We start from the raw sequence: 15,073 nt of genomic DNA on the forward strand, positions 1-15,073 counted from the left end.
GCCGTCCAACGACAAAAGCGTCCCCGCGCCGCCCATTTTGCAACGCACAAAGAGGCTATCGGTTCCGGACGATTGCAATGCCGCGCGTCGTTTTCGATGCGCCGCAGTGCGGCGGCGTCAAGTGCGCACGATGAGCGGTACCATCCCCTCATACCGGTCGGCGAGAAAGGCAACGACCCGGTCGCCGACACGCTGGAATGTGAGGTCGACCACCGCCGAGCCGACGCCCAGATGCCGCAATGTCAGCGTATCGATACCGATCGGCAGCCTCGGGCGGGTGACCCGGATTTCGCCGTCCCAGCCATCGATTTCCAGGCCAAGGCAGGCCTGCATCAGCATGAAGGCCGATCCCGCCGACCAGGCCTGCGGCAGGCACGCGACGGGATAGGCGATCGGCGCTTCGCCTGGCGACCTGGTAAAGCCGCAGAACAGTTCCGGCAGCCGCATGTTGAAATGGACAGCCGATTCGAACGTGCCGCTCATCAGCCGGACCACGCTGTCGCGCACGCCATAACGTGCCAGGCCGGCACCGCACATGGCCGTGTCATGCGGCCAGATCGAACCATTGTGGTAAGACATGGGATTGAAGAATATCGCATCATCGGCCAGCGTCCTCACTCCCCAACCCGAGTGGAAGGACGCGGAGAGCAGCTGATCGGCGACCATCCGCGCCCGTTCCGGCTCGGGCAGCCCGACATAGAGAAGATGGCCGGCATTCGACGTCCGTACCTTGCAGACCTCGCCTGCACCGTCGATCGCCAGGGCATAGAAGTTGAGATCGTCCATCCAGAAATGTCGTTCCACCGCGGCGCGCATGGTTTCGGCGCGTTCGTCCCAATGATCGGCCTTGTCGTCCTCGCCACGGCGGCGGGCGAGCGCCGCCAGCCCACGGAACGCGGCAAAGACATAACCTTGCACCTCCACCAGAGCGATCGGCCCCTTGGGCATGCGGCCATCGGCATGGAAGACCGAATCGAAGCTGTCTTTCCAGCCCTGGTTGGCGAGGCCGCTCTCGGCGCCGCGCTGGTAGGTAACGAAGCCGGTCGCGCGGCTTATCTCTTCGGTCCATTCGGCCGCAGCACAGAGCGATGGCCACAGGCTGTCGATGAACGCCATGTCGCCGGTACGATCCGCATAAGCGCAAGCGAGATGAATATAGAGCGGCGTGGTGTCGACGCCGCCGTAATAGCGGCCGAACGGGAGCTCCCGCAGCGCCGCCATTTCGCCCTTGCGGGTCTCATGCATGATCTTGCCCGGCTGCGAATCGCTGAACGGCGACGTTTCGGTTGCCTGATGCTGGGCGAGAAAGGCGAGCACGCCGCGCGCCAGCCCGGGATTCAACCACAGCATCTGCAGCGCGGAGATCACCCCGTCGCGGCCAAATGCCGTCGAGAACCAGGGTATGCCGGCATAGGGGTAAGGTCCGGTTGCAAGCTCGGTAGTCAGCAGCGCCACATCCGCCCGCGCGCGCTCGATCCAGTCGTTGAAGACGCGGCCGGAGCTGTGCACCGTCCCGCCATGGCGGCGTTTTGCGCGCATGCCGAAGCGGGCGCGGGCGGCGGCGGCACGGAAACGGTCGCGGTCGGGCGTTTCCGCCACTTCCGGGCCGACTTCGATATAGAGAACCTCGCTGCTGCGCTTCGTCACCGCAATCAGGAAATCCGCACGGTTGGTGGTCAAATTGTCCGGGGCTTGCGAGAACGAGATGGCCGACAGGCGCACAAGCTGGTCCAGCCCGTCATATCGAAGCACCACGGACGTCGGACCGGTCTCGGCGGCGTGGGCTGTCCCGCGCTTGGGCCGGGTCGAACCACGCACTTCGAACATGTCGCGGAAATCTGCTGCGAAATGCAAGGAAACCCGAATGGCCGACGATTCCTGGCTATAGTTGGAAAGGGTGATGCGCTCGAACAGCCGGTCCTGCCAAAGCAGCCTGACGCGTTCTATGTGGATCGCGCCCTGCGGAATGTCCCGGCCACCGACACTCTGGATCGGCAGATTGGTCAGGTTCGAGGTGAAAAGCACATTGTCCTGGCTGAGCGATGCGCCGAGCAGCGACATTTGCCGGCCACCGACCGTCAGCCGGAATTCCGAAAGCACACGCGTGTCGTCACGGAAAAAGCCGTCGCCGGCGCCGCGGATGTCGCCATAGGCGTCGGCCACCGCGAAGCAGTCGCCTTGCTTGAGGGCGAACAGCCGGTGCGGCTCCCGAGGCGCGACCTCGTCGAGAGAGGCAAGGGCTACGGCGGGATCAAGCTTACGCTCGTCGAGTTGATTCATTCGTCACAAACTCTGTCGTTTCGTTCCAATTTCCACAATGACGCCGATCAGGACGCTCTCGCTTCACCGGGAGCGCCGATCAGGCGCGCATAGGCAGCCACATAGTCGTGGGCCATTCTCGTGGCAGAAAAACGGTTCTCGAATACGGCTCTCACCTGTCGCCTGTCGAGGCGCAGCAATTCCGGTATCGAGGCGACCGCAGCATCGACAGTATCGACAAGGAAACCGGTCACGCCATGGTCGATGATCTCCGGCAGGGCACCGCGTTTCCAGGCGATTACCGGCGTGCCGCAGGCCATCGCCTCTATCGCGGCAAGGCCGAACGGCTCCGGCCAATCGATCGGAAACAGCAGGCCTGCCGCCTTGCCGAGGAATTCCGCTTTTCTGTCCTCTTCGATCTCGCCGATATAGTCGACACGGTCGCCATCGATCAGCGGCTCGACCGTGTCGTGGAAAAAGGCGCGGTCGTCATCGCCGATCTTTGCCGCAAGCTTCAGCTTCAGCCCAGAGCGCAAGGCGATCTCGATGGCACGATCCGGGCGCTTGTCGCGCGACAGCCGGCCCAGGAAGGCCAGATACGGCTCGTCCGCATCGGTCTCGAAAGTCGGCTCGTAGATATCGATCGGCAGCCCGTGTTGGATGGTCGCCAGCCAATTGGCCTTGGCGAGCCCGGCTCTCTGGCTGCGGGAAATCGAGATCATCGGAAAGCGCGGAAAACGTTGGTAGGCCGGGGCCAAATCGACATAGTCGAGCCTGCCATGCGGCGTCGTCACCGTACGGTCGGGCATGTGTTCGAAGAAAGGGAAATGCAGGAAATGGCTGAGATGGAAGTGGATGACGTCGAACTGTTGCGCACGGTTCCTCACCTCGGCAAGCATCGAGAGATGCGCTGCGGTTTCGGATTTGTGCGGGCGCGGATCGAGACGGAGCGCACGCTCGCGACACGCCACCAATTTCGCCGATGTCTTGGTATCGCCGCTGGCGAACAGGGTCACGTCATGGCCAAGTTCGACCAATCCTTCGGTCAGATAGGAGACGATGCGCTCCGTCCCTCCATAGAACCGGGGTGGCACGGATTCATGGAGCGGCGCCACATGGGCTATTCTCATGTTTTGGCATTTCCCTCAAAAAGACTGTTCGTGGCATCGAAATGCATCAGCCGCGCTAACGTTCCCGTACAGCGGCAAGAAGTCACGCCAATGGGTGCGCCTGGCGCTTCCACCGCTCCGCTCCTCGTCTCGTCCAGCCAACATTTTCCAAGCCAAGCTCTCTTTTGCCGGGAACCAAAGGCCCAGTTCACGAGTTTAGGGGGGTTAGATCGCACGCATCCGGTCGACGGGAGGAAATGATGGATCGCTTGCAATTCTTTTCGCCCGTGCGGATTTCGCGCGGACATGGACGGCCTGTGGAAGAGATCGACAGCGTTGCCGAAGCGATGGCATTCTTGCGAAAATGGCCGGCCGGGCGGCGCGGGCCGGTTTACCAATGTGCGGTGAATTGCTGCGCTGCAGCCATGGCGGGCCGGATGTCGGCCGAGGAAGCGAGAAAGGCTTTTACCGGCTTCGCCCGGATCACCCGCCTGCTCGAGGGCGATAGGCCGTTGCCGATGAGCGACGAGGCCACGGATCGCGCGGATGCGCTGAGACGATAGCTCTCGCTGATCGTCAGAGCAAAAATGTCATTCAGCGGAGCGCCCCATCGGCGACCGACGCGCTGTCGCGAACAGTCGTTTGAGTAGGGCTACAGCACCGTTCTTGGCGATGTAATCACAATAGGCGACGTAATCGGGGTCGCGTGATAGATGGCGCTCCTCGGTGATGGCGCGGAGTGCATAGATGGGCCTGTTGTTGACATTGCGTGGGGAGGGATGGTTGTTGCCGCCCTCGCTTATTTTTTCGCAAGTGCATCTACGCTGATATTTGGTACCGAAGGCACTGCGTTCATTGCTCGCCTTCTGGCAGACCAACCTATGGCAAATCAAAGTCGCTTCGGTTGTCTCGGGCGTAAGGCCCGTGATGACTATTCCGGTCATCGTGGCCGTCATGCCCATAATCGTGAACCGGATTAAATTCCGAAAATTTTGTATAGACACCTCGCTTTCCCAGGCTCGCGCCCGAGCTTCCTCATTTGGCGGAGAGGTGTTTGCAACAAGGTCGCATGCGGATCGCTTACGCCTCAGCGTTCGGGCTCAGGGACGGCGTAAAAAGTTTCGACAAGGCACAGACAACGGTGCCGCATTGCGGTATTTCGACCAAAAAGGCCAAAGATGCACTTTTGGGGGAACGGATAATGTCGAAACGGCTTAGACTGGTCCTGGGAACGGCCGGCGCAATTGCCCTCGCCATTGTCTGGGGGATCGTCGCCACGTCGATGGGGGTGCCATCGATTCTGATCACCGTAGGAGCGGTCGCGATCGGCGCGGGCATCTACAGCTATCTCGATCAAAGCCGAAGCTGATCCGGTGACCGCGGCATAGCGCAAAATCCCCCGCTCGCAGACTGCCCTGCGGCAATGCTCAATGTACGAAAATTACCAACCGCAGCATCCTGTTGAACGAGCGGCTTGCCGAAGCTATTGTGATGGCGGTCCGAGACACCCCCGCCTCGGGCCATTGGCTCACCCAGCCGAGTGGTCCGTTGCTTCCCAATAGCAGCGGACCTTTCACCCGGACATTGTGCCGAATCGAGGGAGGAACGATGGTCGTTGCCGAGATTGCAGTGCGGCGCCTGAAAATTCTGATCGAGCAATATATGGAGACCAGAAAAAGGCGCCCAGATGTGGTTTCCACCGCAGCGGCTGAGATCGCGATCAGGGCAGTCATGCCGAATTGCCCGGTCTCCGGAAAGGCCCCGGACGACATGATTGCGGCATGTGCGTTCGAACATGGGCTGGGAGTGCTGCTGTTCGATCGACCTGATGCATGAGGGCCTGAAAGCCATGAATCCCAACGTCGAAATCGTACGGATGCCGCCCTGTGCGAATCCGACGCTGTTCCTGAGGCCGCTCGCGACTAGATAAACCTACCAACTGGAGCAGGCATGCCGAGATATTTTTTTCATTTCCGAAACAATGAAGGCCGCTTGAAGGAAGATTTCGAGGGTCAAGAGTTGGACGGTTTGTCCGCGGCTCAGGATAATGCCATGGCTTCGGCCAAGGAAATACTGGCCGAGGGTCTGCTCAGCGGCGACCCGGTCCTGACAGGCCTTTCCTTCGAAATCTGCGACGAGAACCGGAAGCTGCTATTCCGATTTCCCTTCTCGGAAGCTGCCGAAAAGGCTGGCACTCGACCGTGATTCGCCAAAGACCCGCAATGCGGGCGAGCTTTGATCGAGCCTAGCTGAAAAACCGCGTGTCGCGGTAAGACGGTCGTTGGCGCAAATCAACACACCATAACCAAATTAGTAGCATAGCTGCCGGCACAAAGCAAGAACAAACATGACCGCGCTATCGCTGAACAAGGCATCGTTGGAGAGGACGCTATTCTCCCGAATTGCCGTGCTTGCGCCGCGCAAGCAAGTTCAGCCCGGGTAGGGGGCAGGCAAGCGACATTGCCATTTCCAACCGACATATCGATTTGTCGGGCTGGGTGCTCGTCAACTCCCCGAAACGTCTTTGTCTCTCGCAGGATGCTGTGATCAGGAGTTCCTTTCTCCCGCGGTTGCGTTTACAGGACGTTCTGGGCAGTGTCGTTTGCGCGCCAGCGACTGGTCCGGACCAAGGCCCGGCGCACAGTCCTCCTCCGTCAAGGAACCCAGTCCGGCGCCGCTTTTGGAGAACAATGATTTGTGGTGGTCAAATAAGCAAAAGAGGTTCAAGGGGACGTGGGACGACAGACTGGACGGGCTATTCTCCGCAGAAGTCGACTATGCCGGCAAATCCATTCTCGATGTTGGCTGCAACATGGGTATTGTCGCCTATGAGATATCCAAGCTGAGACCGAGCTCGATCCACGGGATCGACATTCTCAAGCCGCATATCGAGACGGCCAGGATGATCTTTCTGGGTTGTCCAGTCCAAAGCCGGTTCGATTGTCTCGATCTTGGCAGCCGGAAGCTGCAAAATGTTCTCCAACCGCAATACGACATCGTCATGCTGCTGGCGGTTTACCACCACATGCAGTGGAGCCTCGGCGCGGACAAGGCGCGAAGCGTGCTGTCCGATATCGCCAGGCGTGCTCAAACGATCGTTGCCCGCGTCCCCCCTGGTAAGGATAAAGAAATGATGGCGGTGCTTTCGGATGTGGGCTTTTCAGTCAAAAGCAATCACACATCGCCTCTTGGAAGCCATCTCCTCGTCCTTGCGAAACAATGACCAGGCATAGTGCGGCGAACGACGAGCGGCGCAAGAGCCGCATGGCTTGTGTTCCGCCATGCTTGGCATCCGAGGAACCGACGGTCGTAAGCCGATGACGCGCAAGGATCCTGTTCGGCATTGACTGCGGTCGGGAACGAAGCCACAGACAATGATCGAAACCGTCTCGCGCTTTCAAGGCAACACGAAGACCGGACGGGATCGCAACGGGCGGCGACGAGATGATTGCAAAGAAACGACTATCAACGGCCCCAGCATATCCGCTAATCAAGCGTCTGATTAGCGAAAATCTGCCGCCGCACAAGATGCTGTATGTGACAGGTTTGATGTGCTCGATCGCCGCTGCGGCGGCGACCGGCGCAGCGGCTTGGATCATGAAAGTCATGATCAACACCATCTATGTCGAACGAGACGCTGCCGCTGTATCGGGTATCAGCGCCGTCATCATCGGCATTTTCCTGGTCAAGGGCATAGCTGCCTACTGCCAGACCATCACGACGGGAAAGATTCGCCGGGCCATCGTTTCGGACCTTCAAAACCGCCAGTTTTCCCGAATGGTGCGTTTCGACATCAGCCGTTTCGCCAACCAGCATCCGGCAAAATTTATCTCCAAAATCATGTTCAACGCGCGCGCCGGGGCGACCGTTATTCTCACACTCACGAGCAGCACCGTCTCCGATCTGCTGACCCTGATGGCTTTGGCCAGTGTCATGGTCAAGCAGGATCCGGTGATGTCGCTGATATCCGTGGCAGTTCTGCCGATGCTTTTCCTGTCGGTCGGCGCGATAACAAGGAAGCTCAAGGCGCTGGCAAGGGGCGAGACGGAATTGGCCGCACAGGTCCAGTCGATCGGCACGGAAGCCGTCGAAGGCATCCGCACCATCAAGTCCTTCCAGCTCGAGGACAAGGCGGTCGCCAGCTTCGCAAAGGCCGTCCGCAAGATGGAAAGGCGTGGCATCCAGATCAACCGGACATCAGCGTTGATGAGCCCATTGATGGAGACCGGCGGCGGTGTGATCATCGGGCTTTTCGTCATGTATGCCAGCTGGCAGACCCTCGGCAACGGCAAGACGCCCGGCGAATTCATGGCCTTCATTACCGCCTTCCTGCTTGCGTATGAGCCTGCCAAGCGGTTGGCCCGGGTCAATGTCGACATCCAGAAGCAAATGGTCGCCGTCGAGCAGATGTATGATTTGATCGACACGCCCGAGCAGCGGCGACTCGCAATCGCAGGCGAGCGCCTGACCGATGTCGATGGTGGTATCTGCTTTGAGGATGTGGCCTTCTCCTATGAAGGCAACAGCCCAGCGCTGCAGGGTGTTTCCTTCGACGTGCGGCCTCGTGAGAAGCTGGCGATCGTCGGCCGCTCCGGCGCTGGCAAGACCACCATCGTCAATCTGATCCTGCGCCTGATGGAGCCGGACAAGGGCAGGATTCTCATCGACGGAAAGGATATTTCGAAAATCAGCCTGGCCGACGTTCGCGACAACATCGCTTTGGTGTCACAGGATGTCTTCCTGTTCGAAGGCTCGATCCGCGACAATATTCGCGACGGGCGCCCGAACGCCACCGATCAAGAAATCGAGTCCGCTGCGGACCTCGCCCGGGTCACCAGCTTTGCTTCGGCCCTCGAAAACGGGCTCGACACGCTTGTCGGGCCGAGCGGCACCAATCTGTCGGGCGGGCAGAAACAACGCGTCGCCATCGCACGCGCCTTGCTCAAGAATGCTCCGGTAATTGTCTATGATGAAGCGACATCGGCGCTCGACGGCGAAAACGAACGGGCGGTCATGGAGGCAGCCTTCGACGACACATTTCAACGAACGGTGATCTGCATTGCGCACAGGCTTTCCACAATTAAGGCGGCCGATCGTATTCTCGTGTTTGACGCCGGGCAGCTTGTCGATGCTGGTACGCATGACCAGCTTGCCAAGCACAGCGAGATATATCGTTCGATATTTCACTTGGAGACGCTCGATCCGATGGTTGAAAGCGGTAAAAAGCTGCGGCAGAGCGTATTGCGCTGAAGGCCGATGACCAGCTTTTATCACGGTTCCTATATCCGGTATGTGATCGGCGGGTTGGGTCAGCAGTTGCGCCGATATACAAAGGCGTTGCGGAAATTGTCTGCCCAGCCTTTCCCTGCCTCCGTTCTTGAGCAGCAAGCCAAGGTCGATGCCCTGATCGCGCGCAGGGACTGGAAAGGCCTTGAGGCAAGTACCAACGAGATAGCCATCATGGCCGATCATACCCGCGACCCAGAGCTGATGCAGAAGGCGGGCCAGGCGTTCGAACGGCTTGGCAACTTTGCGCGGGCGGCGGAGCTTCGCCTCTCCGCCCGAAGTCTCCGGAAGGGAGCAAGGGCCAGCGATTGGGCTGGCCAGGATCTCGGTACGGAGACGCTGCTGATCGATCTTGTCGAGGATGACCCTCGCAGTCTTGGCCGCGTCATCCGCCACGCGCGACTGGCCGGAGCTGCCGCTGGACGTGCGCAAAGGGCAATCATTCGAGTAGAGCCGCGCCTTGTATCGCTTCTGCAACGCACATTTCCAAAGGCTACAGTGGTTGCGGCACGGGAGAATGTGACTGGTGATAAGTTTGCGACATTCGAACATCTCGCCTGGATTTTCGGCCGCGATGCCAAAAGACTTGCCGCCGATTTCGAGCCGCTACAAGCAGATCCCAAGCTCGTCGAGACATTTCGAAAGCGCTATCGCCCGATGACCGATCTGCCGCTGGTGGGCCTCTCCTGGGGCAGTAAATCCCACACCAAGGACGTGCCCGACTTCCCCGATTGGGCAAGGTTCATCGCCCAGACACAAGCCACATTCGTGTCGCTCCAGTACGGACAGATCAAGCCGGCGCTGCGGCGCCTGCGCAACGGCAATGACGCGCGTCTGATTTTTGACGGCAGCGTCGACCAGATGGTAGACATGGACCGTTTCGCTGCGCAGGTCGCCGCACTCGATGCCGTCGTGACGATCAGCAATACGGCGGCCCATCTTGCCGGAGCCCTCGGCGTGCCGACTGTTTTCCTCGTCGACGACAATTTTCAGACGGCATGGCCAGTGACCGGCGACCGGACGCCCTGGTATCCGAAGGGTGTCGTCATTCGCAAGGAAGGGCGTCCATGGTCGGCAGTACTTGAAGATGCCGGTCGTCGGCTTTCGCCGATGCTTTCCAACGCTCATCGAGTATAATCGAGTACTGCCTTGCCGAACAGACCATCCATCCTTCAAAAGGCAAAGGCCGCCGATCTGCGGCCGCAAAGCGCCCTCGGCAAGCGGCTGCAGAAGGTTGTCGAGCAGGCAAGGGAGCTTTTCAGACGCCGCTCGCGCCATGCCGACGAACCCGTCGAACGGCATATGAAGCTGATGGACGATAGTGTCGAGCGAAGAGACTGGAAGGCGGCTCGGGATCATGCCCTGGCGCTTGGGCTGCTTGCCGAGCAGCTTGGCGATCTCGGCCTGATCAAGAAGGCCGGGCGCGGACTGAGACGTCTCGACGGGGGCAATCGCACCTGGCAGTTGATTGCGTCCAGCAAGCAGGTACCCGGCAGGCCCGAATGGAACGGCAGTGACCTTACTGATCGCACGCTTGTCGTCGATCGCCGCGAAGGCGACCTTGCGATCTTCTTCCAGTTCGCCTCGCTGCTTGGCCCGGTTGTCACAGCCGCCCACCGATGCATCGTCTTCGTCGAGCCGCGACTGGCGCCTCTCTATCGCAGAACTTATCCGGCGCTCGACGTCAGGCTCGAGGGGGAAGGGGAGGTGGCGGCGGCGGACGGCGATCTCTTCGCCGGCTTCGAGACATTGGCAACGCATTTCTGGCCGGACGACCCGGCGGCACGCGCGCCCTTCGTTCCGCTGGAGCCGGATCGCCGGCTGGTTGCTGAGCTGCGTGGCACCTATCTCGATCGCGGGCCGGGTCCACTGATCGGCTTTGCCTGGGGAAGTCTCAACAAAAGCAAGGATCTGCCGGCTCTGGATGATTGGCGGCCGCTGCTCGACAACCTGCCTGGACGCCTCGTCAGCTTGCAATATGGCGATGTCGGGCCAGCGCTCTCCGATTTCGAGCGCTGCGCGCCGGGACGCATCATCCATGACGCTTCCGTGGACCAGCTGGTGGATATGGACCGCTTTGCCGCCCAAATAGCGGCGCTCGATGCGGTGGTGACCATCAGCAATACCGGCGCCAACCTGGCCGGAGCGCTCGGCGTGCCGACGATCGTCATGCTCGACGACGGGTTTCGGCTGTCCTGGCCCGCTTTCGGAGACACCGTGGCCGCTTATCCAAGCGTTCGACTGGTCCGAAAAGGCGGCCGAGCATGGGCGTCCGCAATGCAGGAAGCAGGTGGACGAGTTATGCAAATCATCGGTGGAGCTGGTGATGGACGGTAGCCAACTTCTTGGCCGGTTGCGCCGCGCGACCACGCTTGCAGGCTACAAATACAAGGTCTGGTTCCGACGTCACCGGCGGCAGCTTTTCCTTCGCTGGCGCGACGGCGATATTGCCGATCAGATGGCGGATTATCGGCGAAGCGTCGAGTCCCGCGATTGGCCGGCGGCGCTGCCGAAAGCCCTGGCTCTCGGGTCTATTGCGAAGGCGAGGCGAGAGGTCCACCTGCTCGACGAGCTCAGCAAGGCGCTGATGCGCATGGGTGCCTACGGCCCCGCGGCCGAACTCAAAATCGCCAGGCGCCACATCGTTGAGGGCCGTGTCGAGCGCGAGTGGCTGGGCCAGGATATTTCGGGCCAGATACTGCTGGTCGATCTGATGGAAACAGAAAAGCAGGGTCTGGCCACCGCGATCCACCATGCGAGTTCCGTCGGCCGTGCCCTGGCGCGCGCCGCCCGCTTGATCGTGCTGGTCGAGCAACGGCTAGTACCGCTCTTCCAGCGCACTTTTCCGACCGCTGATGTGCGGCCGGTCGGCGCTGACGGCAAGGCCGCCTATGGGGAGGCGCAAGCCTTCGCCGGCGTCCAGCATCTGACTGCCGTTTTCGAGACCGACGAGGCGGCAATCCGCGAGCATTTCGTGCCCCTTAAGCCGGACCCGGCCCGGGTCGCTGAACTTCGAGCCCGCTACCGGCAGGACGGACGACCGTTGGTCGGGATCGCATGGGGCAGCTCCAATCCCGGCAAAGACCTGCCGCCGCTGGCCGCCTGGCGTAACCTGATCGGCCGACCGGACGTCCGGTTCGTCTCGCTGCAATATGGCCAGATCGAGACCGACCTGAAGGTCCTGACCGACGCTGAGCCGGAGCGCATTCTTCATGACAGATCAGTCGATCAACTCGTCGACATGGACCTTTTCGCCGCGCAGGTTGCCGCGATGGACGCCGTGGTGACCATCAGCAATACCGGAGCGCATCTGGCGGGCGCGCTCGGCATCCCCTCGGTTTTCATTCTGGGCGATGGCTTTAAGCGCTCCTGGCCGGTCGAGGGCGACCGCACGCCCTATTATCCGTCCGCCGTACTGGTCTCGAAACGGGAACGCCCCTGGGCCGCGGTGATGGACGAGGCCGATTCTATCCTGGCGTCTTGGGTCATAAAAGTGAGTGGCTAAGGCATGTCGCCCAAAAGCGCATCGACTGAATGCGCTTCGACGCTATGCGCATTAAGTGGTTCGGCCGACGATCGGAGAGGGAGGCGCCCGTGTCGAACAGTCGTCGCAACAGGCCAAAAAACATAAGGCATTCCGCACCGGGATATAGTAAAGGCCAATTCGCCCCGCAGAGGATCGCAATTCTTGCCGGTATTTCTGCCTTGTGTTCGAACCGGCCGTAGGTTTAGGCGCCCAGCGATGGGGTTGGTCTGGCCTGCAGCGGTTCGGGCGCCAGCTCTGATAATCTAAAGGAGGTCTCTCCATGTCCTTTCTAAACATGTCCTTTCTAAAATTGTTCCAGGCCAAAGCGCCGCCTCTTCCTCTTATCGTATCCTTTCCGAAATCAGGGCGCACCTGGCTGCGTGTCATGCTGGACGATCTCGGCGTTGAAGTTCAATACATTCACGATGGAACCGACCACAAGCTGCTTAGACCAAAATCAAGTCTTAAGGAGAATAAATCTCGATACAAGAAGAGAAGAACAATAATGCTGGTTCGCGACCCAAGAGACACGGTGGTCTCGGGGTACTTTCAGGTTCAGAAGCGCCATATGCTTCCAGCGGGATCGTTCAGCGATTTTATCAGAAGCGACAACCATGGGATTGAAAAGATCATCAGATTTAACCTGCAATGGTTTGCGGCCATGCCCCGGATGCGCGAAATCCGGTATCTTCAATACGAAGATATGCATCGGGATACGGCTGGTGTCCTTCGCGCGATCCTTGGATTCCTGAACCTACAGGCTGACGATCGGACGCTTGTCGAGGTGGCGAACAACCGAACGTTCGACAAGATGAAAGTGAGTGAATCGACCGGTGATCTGTCCGATCGCTACGGCAAGATATTACAGCCGCGTGATGCGAACGATCCGGAAAGCTTCAAGGTGCGTAAGGGCAAGATAGGCGGTTACGGCGAATATCTTTCCGAGGATGACGTGGCCTATTGTGACGAGCAGTTGGCTAAGTTCGAATATTGGGAGAAGCTGGACAAGGTCTTTCGCACGAACGGCTTGTGCTATGCTCGCGTCGATAACCGCACTCGAGTTACCTCGGGTTAGGGAGCATTGCCGACATGGTGATGCGAACCGGATTCATCTGCGGCTGCGGCCACAGCGGCACCACCTTGATCGCGACGATCCTTGCGTCCCATCCAGACGTCTACCTGCCGCTCCAGGAAACCAACATTTTCTTCAAATGGACCCCGCTGGCACTGTTCCGCTACTGGAAGCTGAAGCGGGATGCGTTCAGGGCTGGAAAGAGTGTGCTGCTCGAAAAGACACCACGGCACATCCGTCGTGTCGCCCGCATTCGCCGGCTCGTGCCCGGCGCGCGTTTCGTCATGCCGGTGCGAGATGGACGCGACGTCGTGGCGTCCCTGGTCAAACGACTTGGCGACCCCAAGGAGGCCCTGGACCGCTGGATCAACGACAATGCGCTGGTTCTTGCGGAACGGGGAGAGCCGGATGTGCTGATCTATCGCTATGAGGACCTGATCGAGAATCCGGCCAAAATCGTCGAGCAGATATGCGGTTTTCTCAATGTGACGTTCAGCCCGGATCTCCTCGACTATCACAAGAAGCCGCAGCAATGGTTCAAGCCGACCGACGCTGGCCTCGAGACACCACATGCGGTGCTCCGGAACCAACAGGTCAACCAGCCGATCTACGACGGACGTGGGAGATGGCGCTCGGAACTCGGAAACACCGAGTTACAGGATCTGGTACAGGGACGAGGTGCCCAGCTTATGAAAGCATTCGGTTATGCATGATAACGGTTCGGCATCTGCTGGAAATACCGTCTACCAATCAATTTTGTCGATCAAACCCGTTTTGAACAGGCTGTGAGCTCCTTCATACAGCATTGACTGTTCGCCCATCGCGCTGAGGGTCGCTTTACCGCTCGATACCTCGTGATACTGGCGATATTTGGAAGCGCCGTTCCAATACTGACCCTCCGCCACCGCGACCTGCGCCTTGTCGTTGAAATCGGCGAAGAACTTGAAATGAAGCAGGCCGCCAAATCCCTTTATATAGTTCCGCCAATAAGGCAACGGCGAGTGAATCGATGTAAAAATCGTCTGCCGGTCAACATATATCAAGGGAAATTTGGTCAGCTTGTGTTTTCTGGCGAAAAGCCGGGTCCTCGGGCCGCCTGTGATCTTCAGATGCCGAGGGCTCTTTGTCACCTCATAGCCGCTGCTGTCGAAATGGTCCGCAACTTGCCATGGCGGCAAGATGGGATCGAAGGGGACGTCCCAGATGTTTCCGCTCGGATACATGTCGATCATCGGCGCCAGCAGACGCGTCATTCCGCGCCGCTTGAGCCAGTCGGCCAACGCGCCGAGCGGATGCTGATCCATGCCGTCATAGACAAGATATTCGTCAGCATCCACGGTCAGATACCAGCGAGGCTGACCATAAATCTGCACAATACGCTGCCGCCAAAGGTTTCCCAGGTCCGACTGCGAATAGGTGATCGGCGAACTGAATAGATCGACATCTGGCTGCTCGGCCAGAAGCTCAGCTGTTCCGTCGGTCGAGCGATCATCGAGGACGGCGAATCTGGTGACGCCGAGCTCGCGATAGTGCTTCAAGAACGGGCGCAGCCTGTCTGCCTCGTTGCGGATGACGAGGATTAAAGGCAGGTCATTCGCTCCAAGGGGCGTTATCGGCCGCAGCGATGACACTTCTGCCCGTCTTCCGAAGGTGTGTCTCAGCCGATATATGGCGGTATCGGTAATCGTCCGGCGGACAATGGCGGGCCAGGTTGCTTTGCTCAAGCCGTCGATTCCCTCATGGCGGTCACCGCCCGGCTGGAGCTGGCACTGATCCGCTGTTTGCTATTAATTTCTACATGCAGCACCGTTAGGCAAATCG

15 protein-coding genes are annotated in these 15,073 nt (G+C 59.6%); 11 read left to right on the forward strand and 4 right to left on the reverse strand.

Annotation, left to right across the window (positions count from 1 at the left end):
• Nucleotides 1-117 precede the first annotated feature (117 nt).
• Complete coding sequence (locus NKJ08_RS06955) at nucleotides 118-2,280, reverse strand: amylo-alpha-1,6-glucosidase (protein ID WP_352523621.1); 2,163 nt, start codon at nucleotides 2,278-2,280, stop codon at nucleotides 118-120.
• Nucleotides 2,281-2,327: 47 nt separating this feature from the next.
• A complete protein-coding gene (locus NKJ08_RS06960; protein ID WP_352779950.1) occupies nucleotides 2,328-3,389 on the reverse strand; it encodes a glycosyltransferase family 4 protein in 1,062 nt (353 codons plus the stop codon).
• 239 nt (nucleotides 3,390-3,628) lie between these two features.
• Here NKJ08_RS06960 and NKJ08_RS06965 point away from each other — a divergent pair, with 239 nt between their 5' ends.
• A complete protein-coding gene (locus tag NKJ08_RS06965; RefSeq protein WP_352523854.1) occupies nucleotides 3,629-3,931 on the forward strand; it encodes a DUF982 domain-containing protein in 303 nt (100 codons plus the stop codon).
• A gap of 27 nt (nucleotides 3,932-3,958) precedes the next feature.
• Here NKJ08_RS06965 and NKJ08_RS06970 read toward each other — a convergent pair whose 3' ends face one another.
• On the reverse strand, nucleotides 3,959-4,324 hold the full coding sequence (locus NKJ08_RS06970; RefSeq protein ID WP_352779948.1) for a hypothetical protein: 366 nt from the start codon (nucleotides 4,322-4,324) through the stop codon (nucleotides 3,959-3,961).
• 113 nt (nucleotides 4,325-4,437) lie between these two features.
• Between NKJ08_RS06970 and NKJ08_RS06975 the strand changes: the two genes are divergently transcribed.
• The 10 genes from NKJ08_RS06975 to NKJ08_RS07020 all read left to right on the forward strand — a co-directional run bounded on the left by NKJ08_RS06975 (nucleotide 4,438) and on the right by NKJ08_RS07020 (nucleotide 13,965).
• On the forward strand, nucleotides 4,438-4,737 hold the full coding sequence (locus NKJ08_RS06975) for a hypothetical protein (protein ID WP_352779946.1): 300 nt from the start codon (nucleotides 4,438-4,440) through the stop codon (nucleotides 4,735-4,737).
• A 239-nt stretch (nucleotides 4,738-4,976) separates the two neighbouring features.
• Nucleotides 4,977-5,204: a hypothetical protein gene (locus tag NKJ08_RS06980; protein ID WP_352779944.1), complete on the forward strand. Its 228-nt coding sequence runs from the start codon at nucleotides 4,977-4,979 to the stop codon at nucleotides 5,202-5,204.
• Between the two features lie 114 nt (nucleotides 5,205-5,318).
• Nucleotides 5,319-5,573, forward strand: a complete 255-nt coding sequence (locus tag NKJ08_RS38975; protein ID WP_502896176.1) for a DUF6894 family protein — start codon at nucleotides 5,319-5,321, stop codon at nucleotides 5,571-5,573.
• A gap of 397 nt (nucleotides 5,574-5,970) precedes the next feature.
• Nucleotides 5,971-6,591, forward strand: a complete 621-nt coding sequence (locus NKJ08_RS06990; protein WP_352523633.1) for a class I SAM-dependent methyltransferase — start codon at nucleotides 5,971-5,973, stop codon at nucleotides 6,589-6,591.
• A gap of 326 nt (nucleotides 6,592-6,917) precedes the next feature.
• The gene (locus NKJ08_RS06995) at nucleotides 6,918-8,618 is read left to right on the forward strand and encodes an ABC transporter ATP-binding protein (RefSeq protein ID WP_352523856.1); all 1,701 of its coding nucleotides are present in this window, start codon (nucleotides 6,918-6,920) and stop codon (nucleotides 8,616-8,618) included.
• A 6-nt stretch (nucleotides 8,619-8,624) separates the two neighbouring features.
• The gene (locus NKJ08_RS07000) at nucleotides 8,625-9,791 is read left to right on the forward strand and encodes a glycosyltransferase family 9 protein (protein ID WP_352523635.1); all 1,167 of its coding nucleotides are present in this window, start codon (nucleotides 8,625-8,627) and stop codon (nucleotides 9,789-9,791) included.
• Nucleotides 9,792-9,803: 12 nt separating this feature from the next.
• Nucleotides 9,804-10,991: a glycosyltransferase family 9 protein gene (locus NKJ08_RS07005; protein ID WP_352523637.1), complete on the forward strand. Its 1,188-nt coding sequence runs from the start codon at nucleotides 9,804-9,806 to the stop codon at nucleotides 10,989-10,991.
• Entirely contained in the window at nucleotides 10,981-12,159 is a 1,179-nt protein-coding gene (locus NKJ08_RS07010; RefSeq protein ID WP_352523639.1) for a glycosyltransferase family 9 protein, read from the forward strand. The genes NKJ08_RS07005 and NKJ08_RS07010 overlap by 11 nt, the downstream gene beginning before the upstream one ends.
• A 301-nt stretch (nucleotides 12,160-12,460) precedes the next feature.
• Nucleotides 12,461-13,255, forward strand: a complete 795-nt coding sequence (locus tag NKJ08_RS07015) for a sulfotransferase domain-containing protein (protein WP_352523641.1) — start codon at nucleotides 12,461-12,463, stop codon at nucleotides 13,253-13,255.
• A 20-nt stretch (nucleotides 13,256-13,275) separates the two neighbouring features.
• Entirely contained in the window at nucleotides 13,276-13,965 is a 690-nt protein-coding gene (locus NKJ08_RS07020) for a sulfotransferase family protein (protein ID WP_502904175.1), read from the forward strand.
• 30 nt (nucleotides 13,966-13,995) lie between these two features.
• Here NKJ08_RS07020 and NKJ08_RS07025 read toward each other — a convergent pair whose 3' ends face one another.
• Nucleotides 13,996-14,976, reverse strand: a complete 981-nt coding sequence (locus NKJ08_RS07025) for a glycosyltransferase family 2 protein (protein WP_352779931.1) — start codon at nucleotides 14,974-14,976, stop codon at nucleotides 13,996-13,998.
• Nucleotides 14,977-15,073 lie beyond the last annotated feature (97 nt).

It is taken from the genome of Mesorhizobium sp. M0244, assembly GCF_040321795.1.
GTDB lineage: Bacteria > Pseudomonadota > Alphaproteobacteria > Rhizobiales > Rhizobiaceae > Mesorhizobium.

Bases quoted from the DNA above. Each gene is read 5' to 3' on its own strand.
- NKJ08_RS38975 (WP_502896176.1), top strand. From the start codon at position 5,319: ATGCCGAGATATTTTTTTCATTTCCGAAACAATGAAGGCCGCTTGAAG.
- NKJ08_RS07015 (WP_352523641.1), top strand. From the start codon at position 12,461: ATGTCCTTTCTAAACATGTCCTTTCTAAAATTGTTCCAGGCCAAAGCG.
- NKJ08_RS07000 (WP_352523635.1), top strand. From the start codon at position 8,625: ATGACCAGCTTTTATCACGGTTCCTATATCCGGTATGTGATCGGCGGG.
- NKJ08_RS06955 (WP_352523621.1), bottom strand. From the start codon at position 2,280: ATGAATCAACTCGACGAGCGTAAGCTTGATCCCGCCGTAGCCCTTGCC.
- NKJ08_RS07020 (WP_502904175.1), top strand. From the start codon at position 13,276: ATGCGAACCGGATTCATCTGCGGCTGCGGCCACAGCGGCACCACCTTG.
- NKJ08_RS06960 (WP_352779950.1), bottom strand. From the start codon at position 3,389: ATGAGAATAGCCCATGTGGCGCCGCTCCATGAATCCGTGCCACCCCGG.
- NKJ08_RS06970 (WP_352779948.1), bottom strand. From the start codon at position 4,324: ATGACGGCCACGATGACCGGAATAGTCATCACGGGCCTTACGCCCGAG.
- NKJ08_RS06980 (WP_352779944.1), top strand. From the start codon at position 4,977: ATGGTCGTTGCCGAGATTGCAGTGCGGCGCCTGAAAATTCTGATCGAG.
- NKJ08_RS06965 (WP_352523854.1), top strand. From the start codon at position 3,629: ATGGATCGCTTGCAATTCTTTTCGCCCGTGCGGATTTCGCGCGGACAT.
- NKJ08_RS06975 (WP_352779946.1), top strand. From the start codon at position 4,438: ATGCGGATCGCTTACGCCTCAGCGTTCGGGCTCAGGGACGGCGTAAAA.
- NKJ08_RS07010 (WP_352523639.1), top strand. From the start codon at position 10,981: ATGGACGGTAGCCAACTTCTTGGCCGGTTGCGCCGCGCGACCACGCTT.
- NKJ08_RS06995 (WP_352523856.1), top strand. From the start codon at position 6,918: ATGTGCTCGATCGCCGCTGCGGCGGCGACCGGCGCAGCGGCTTGGATC.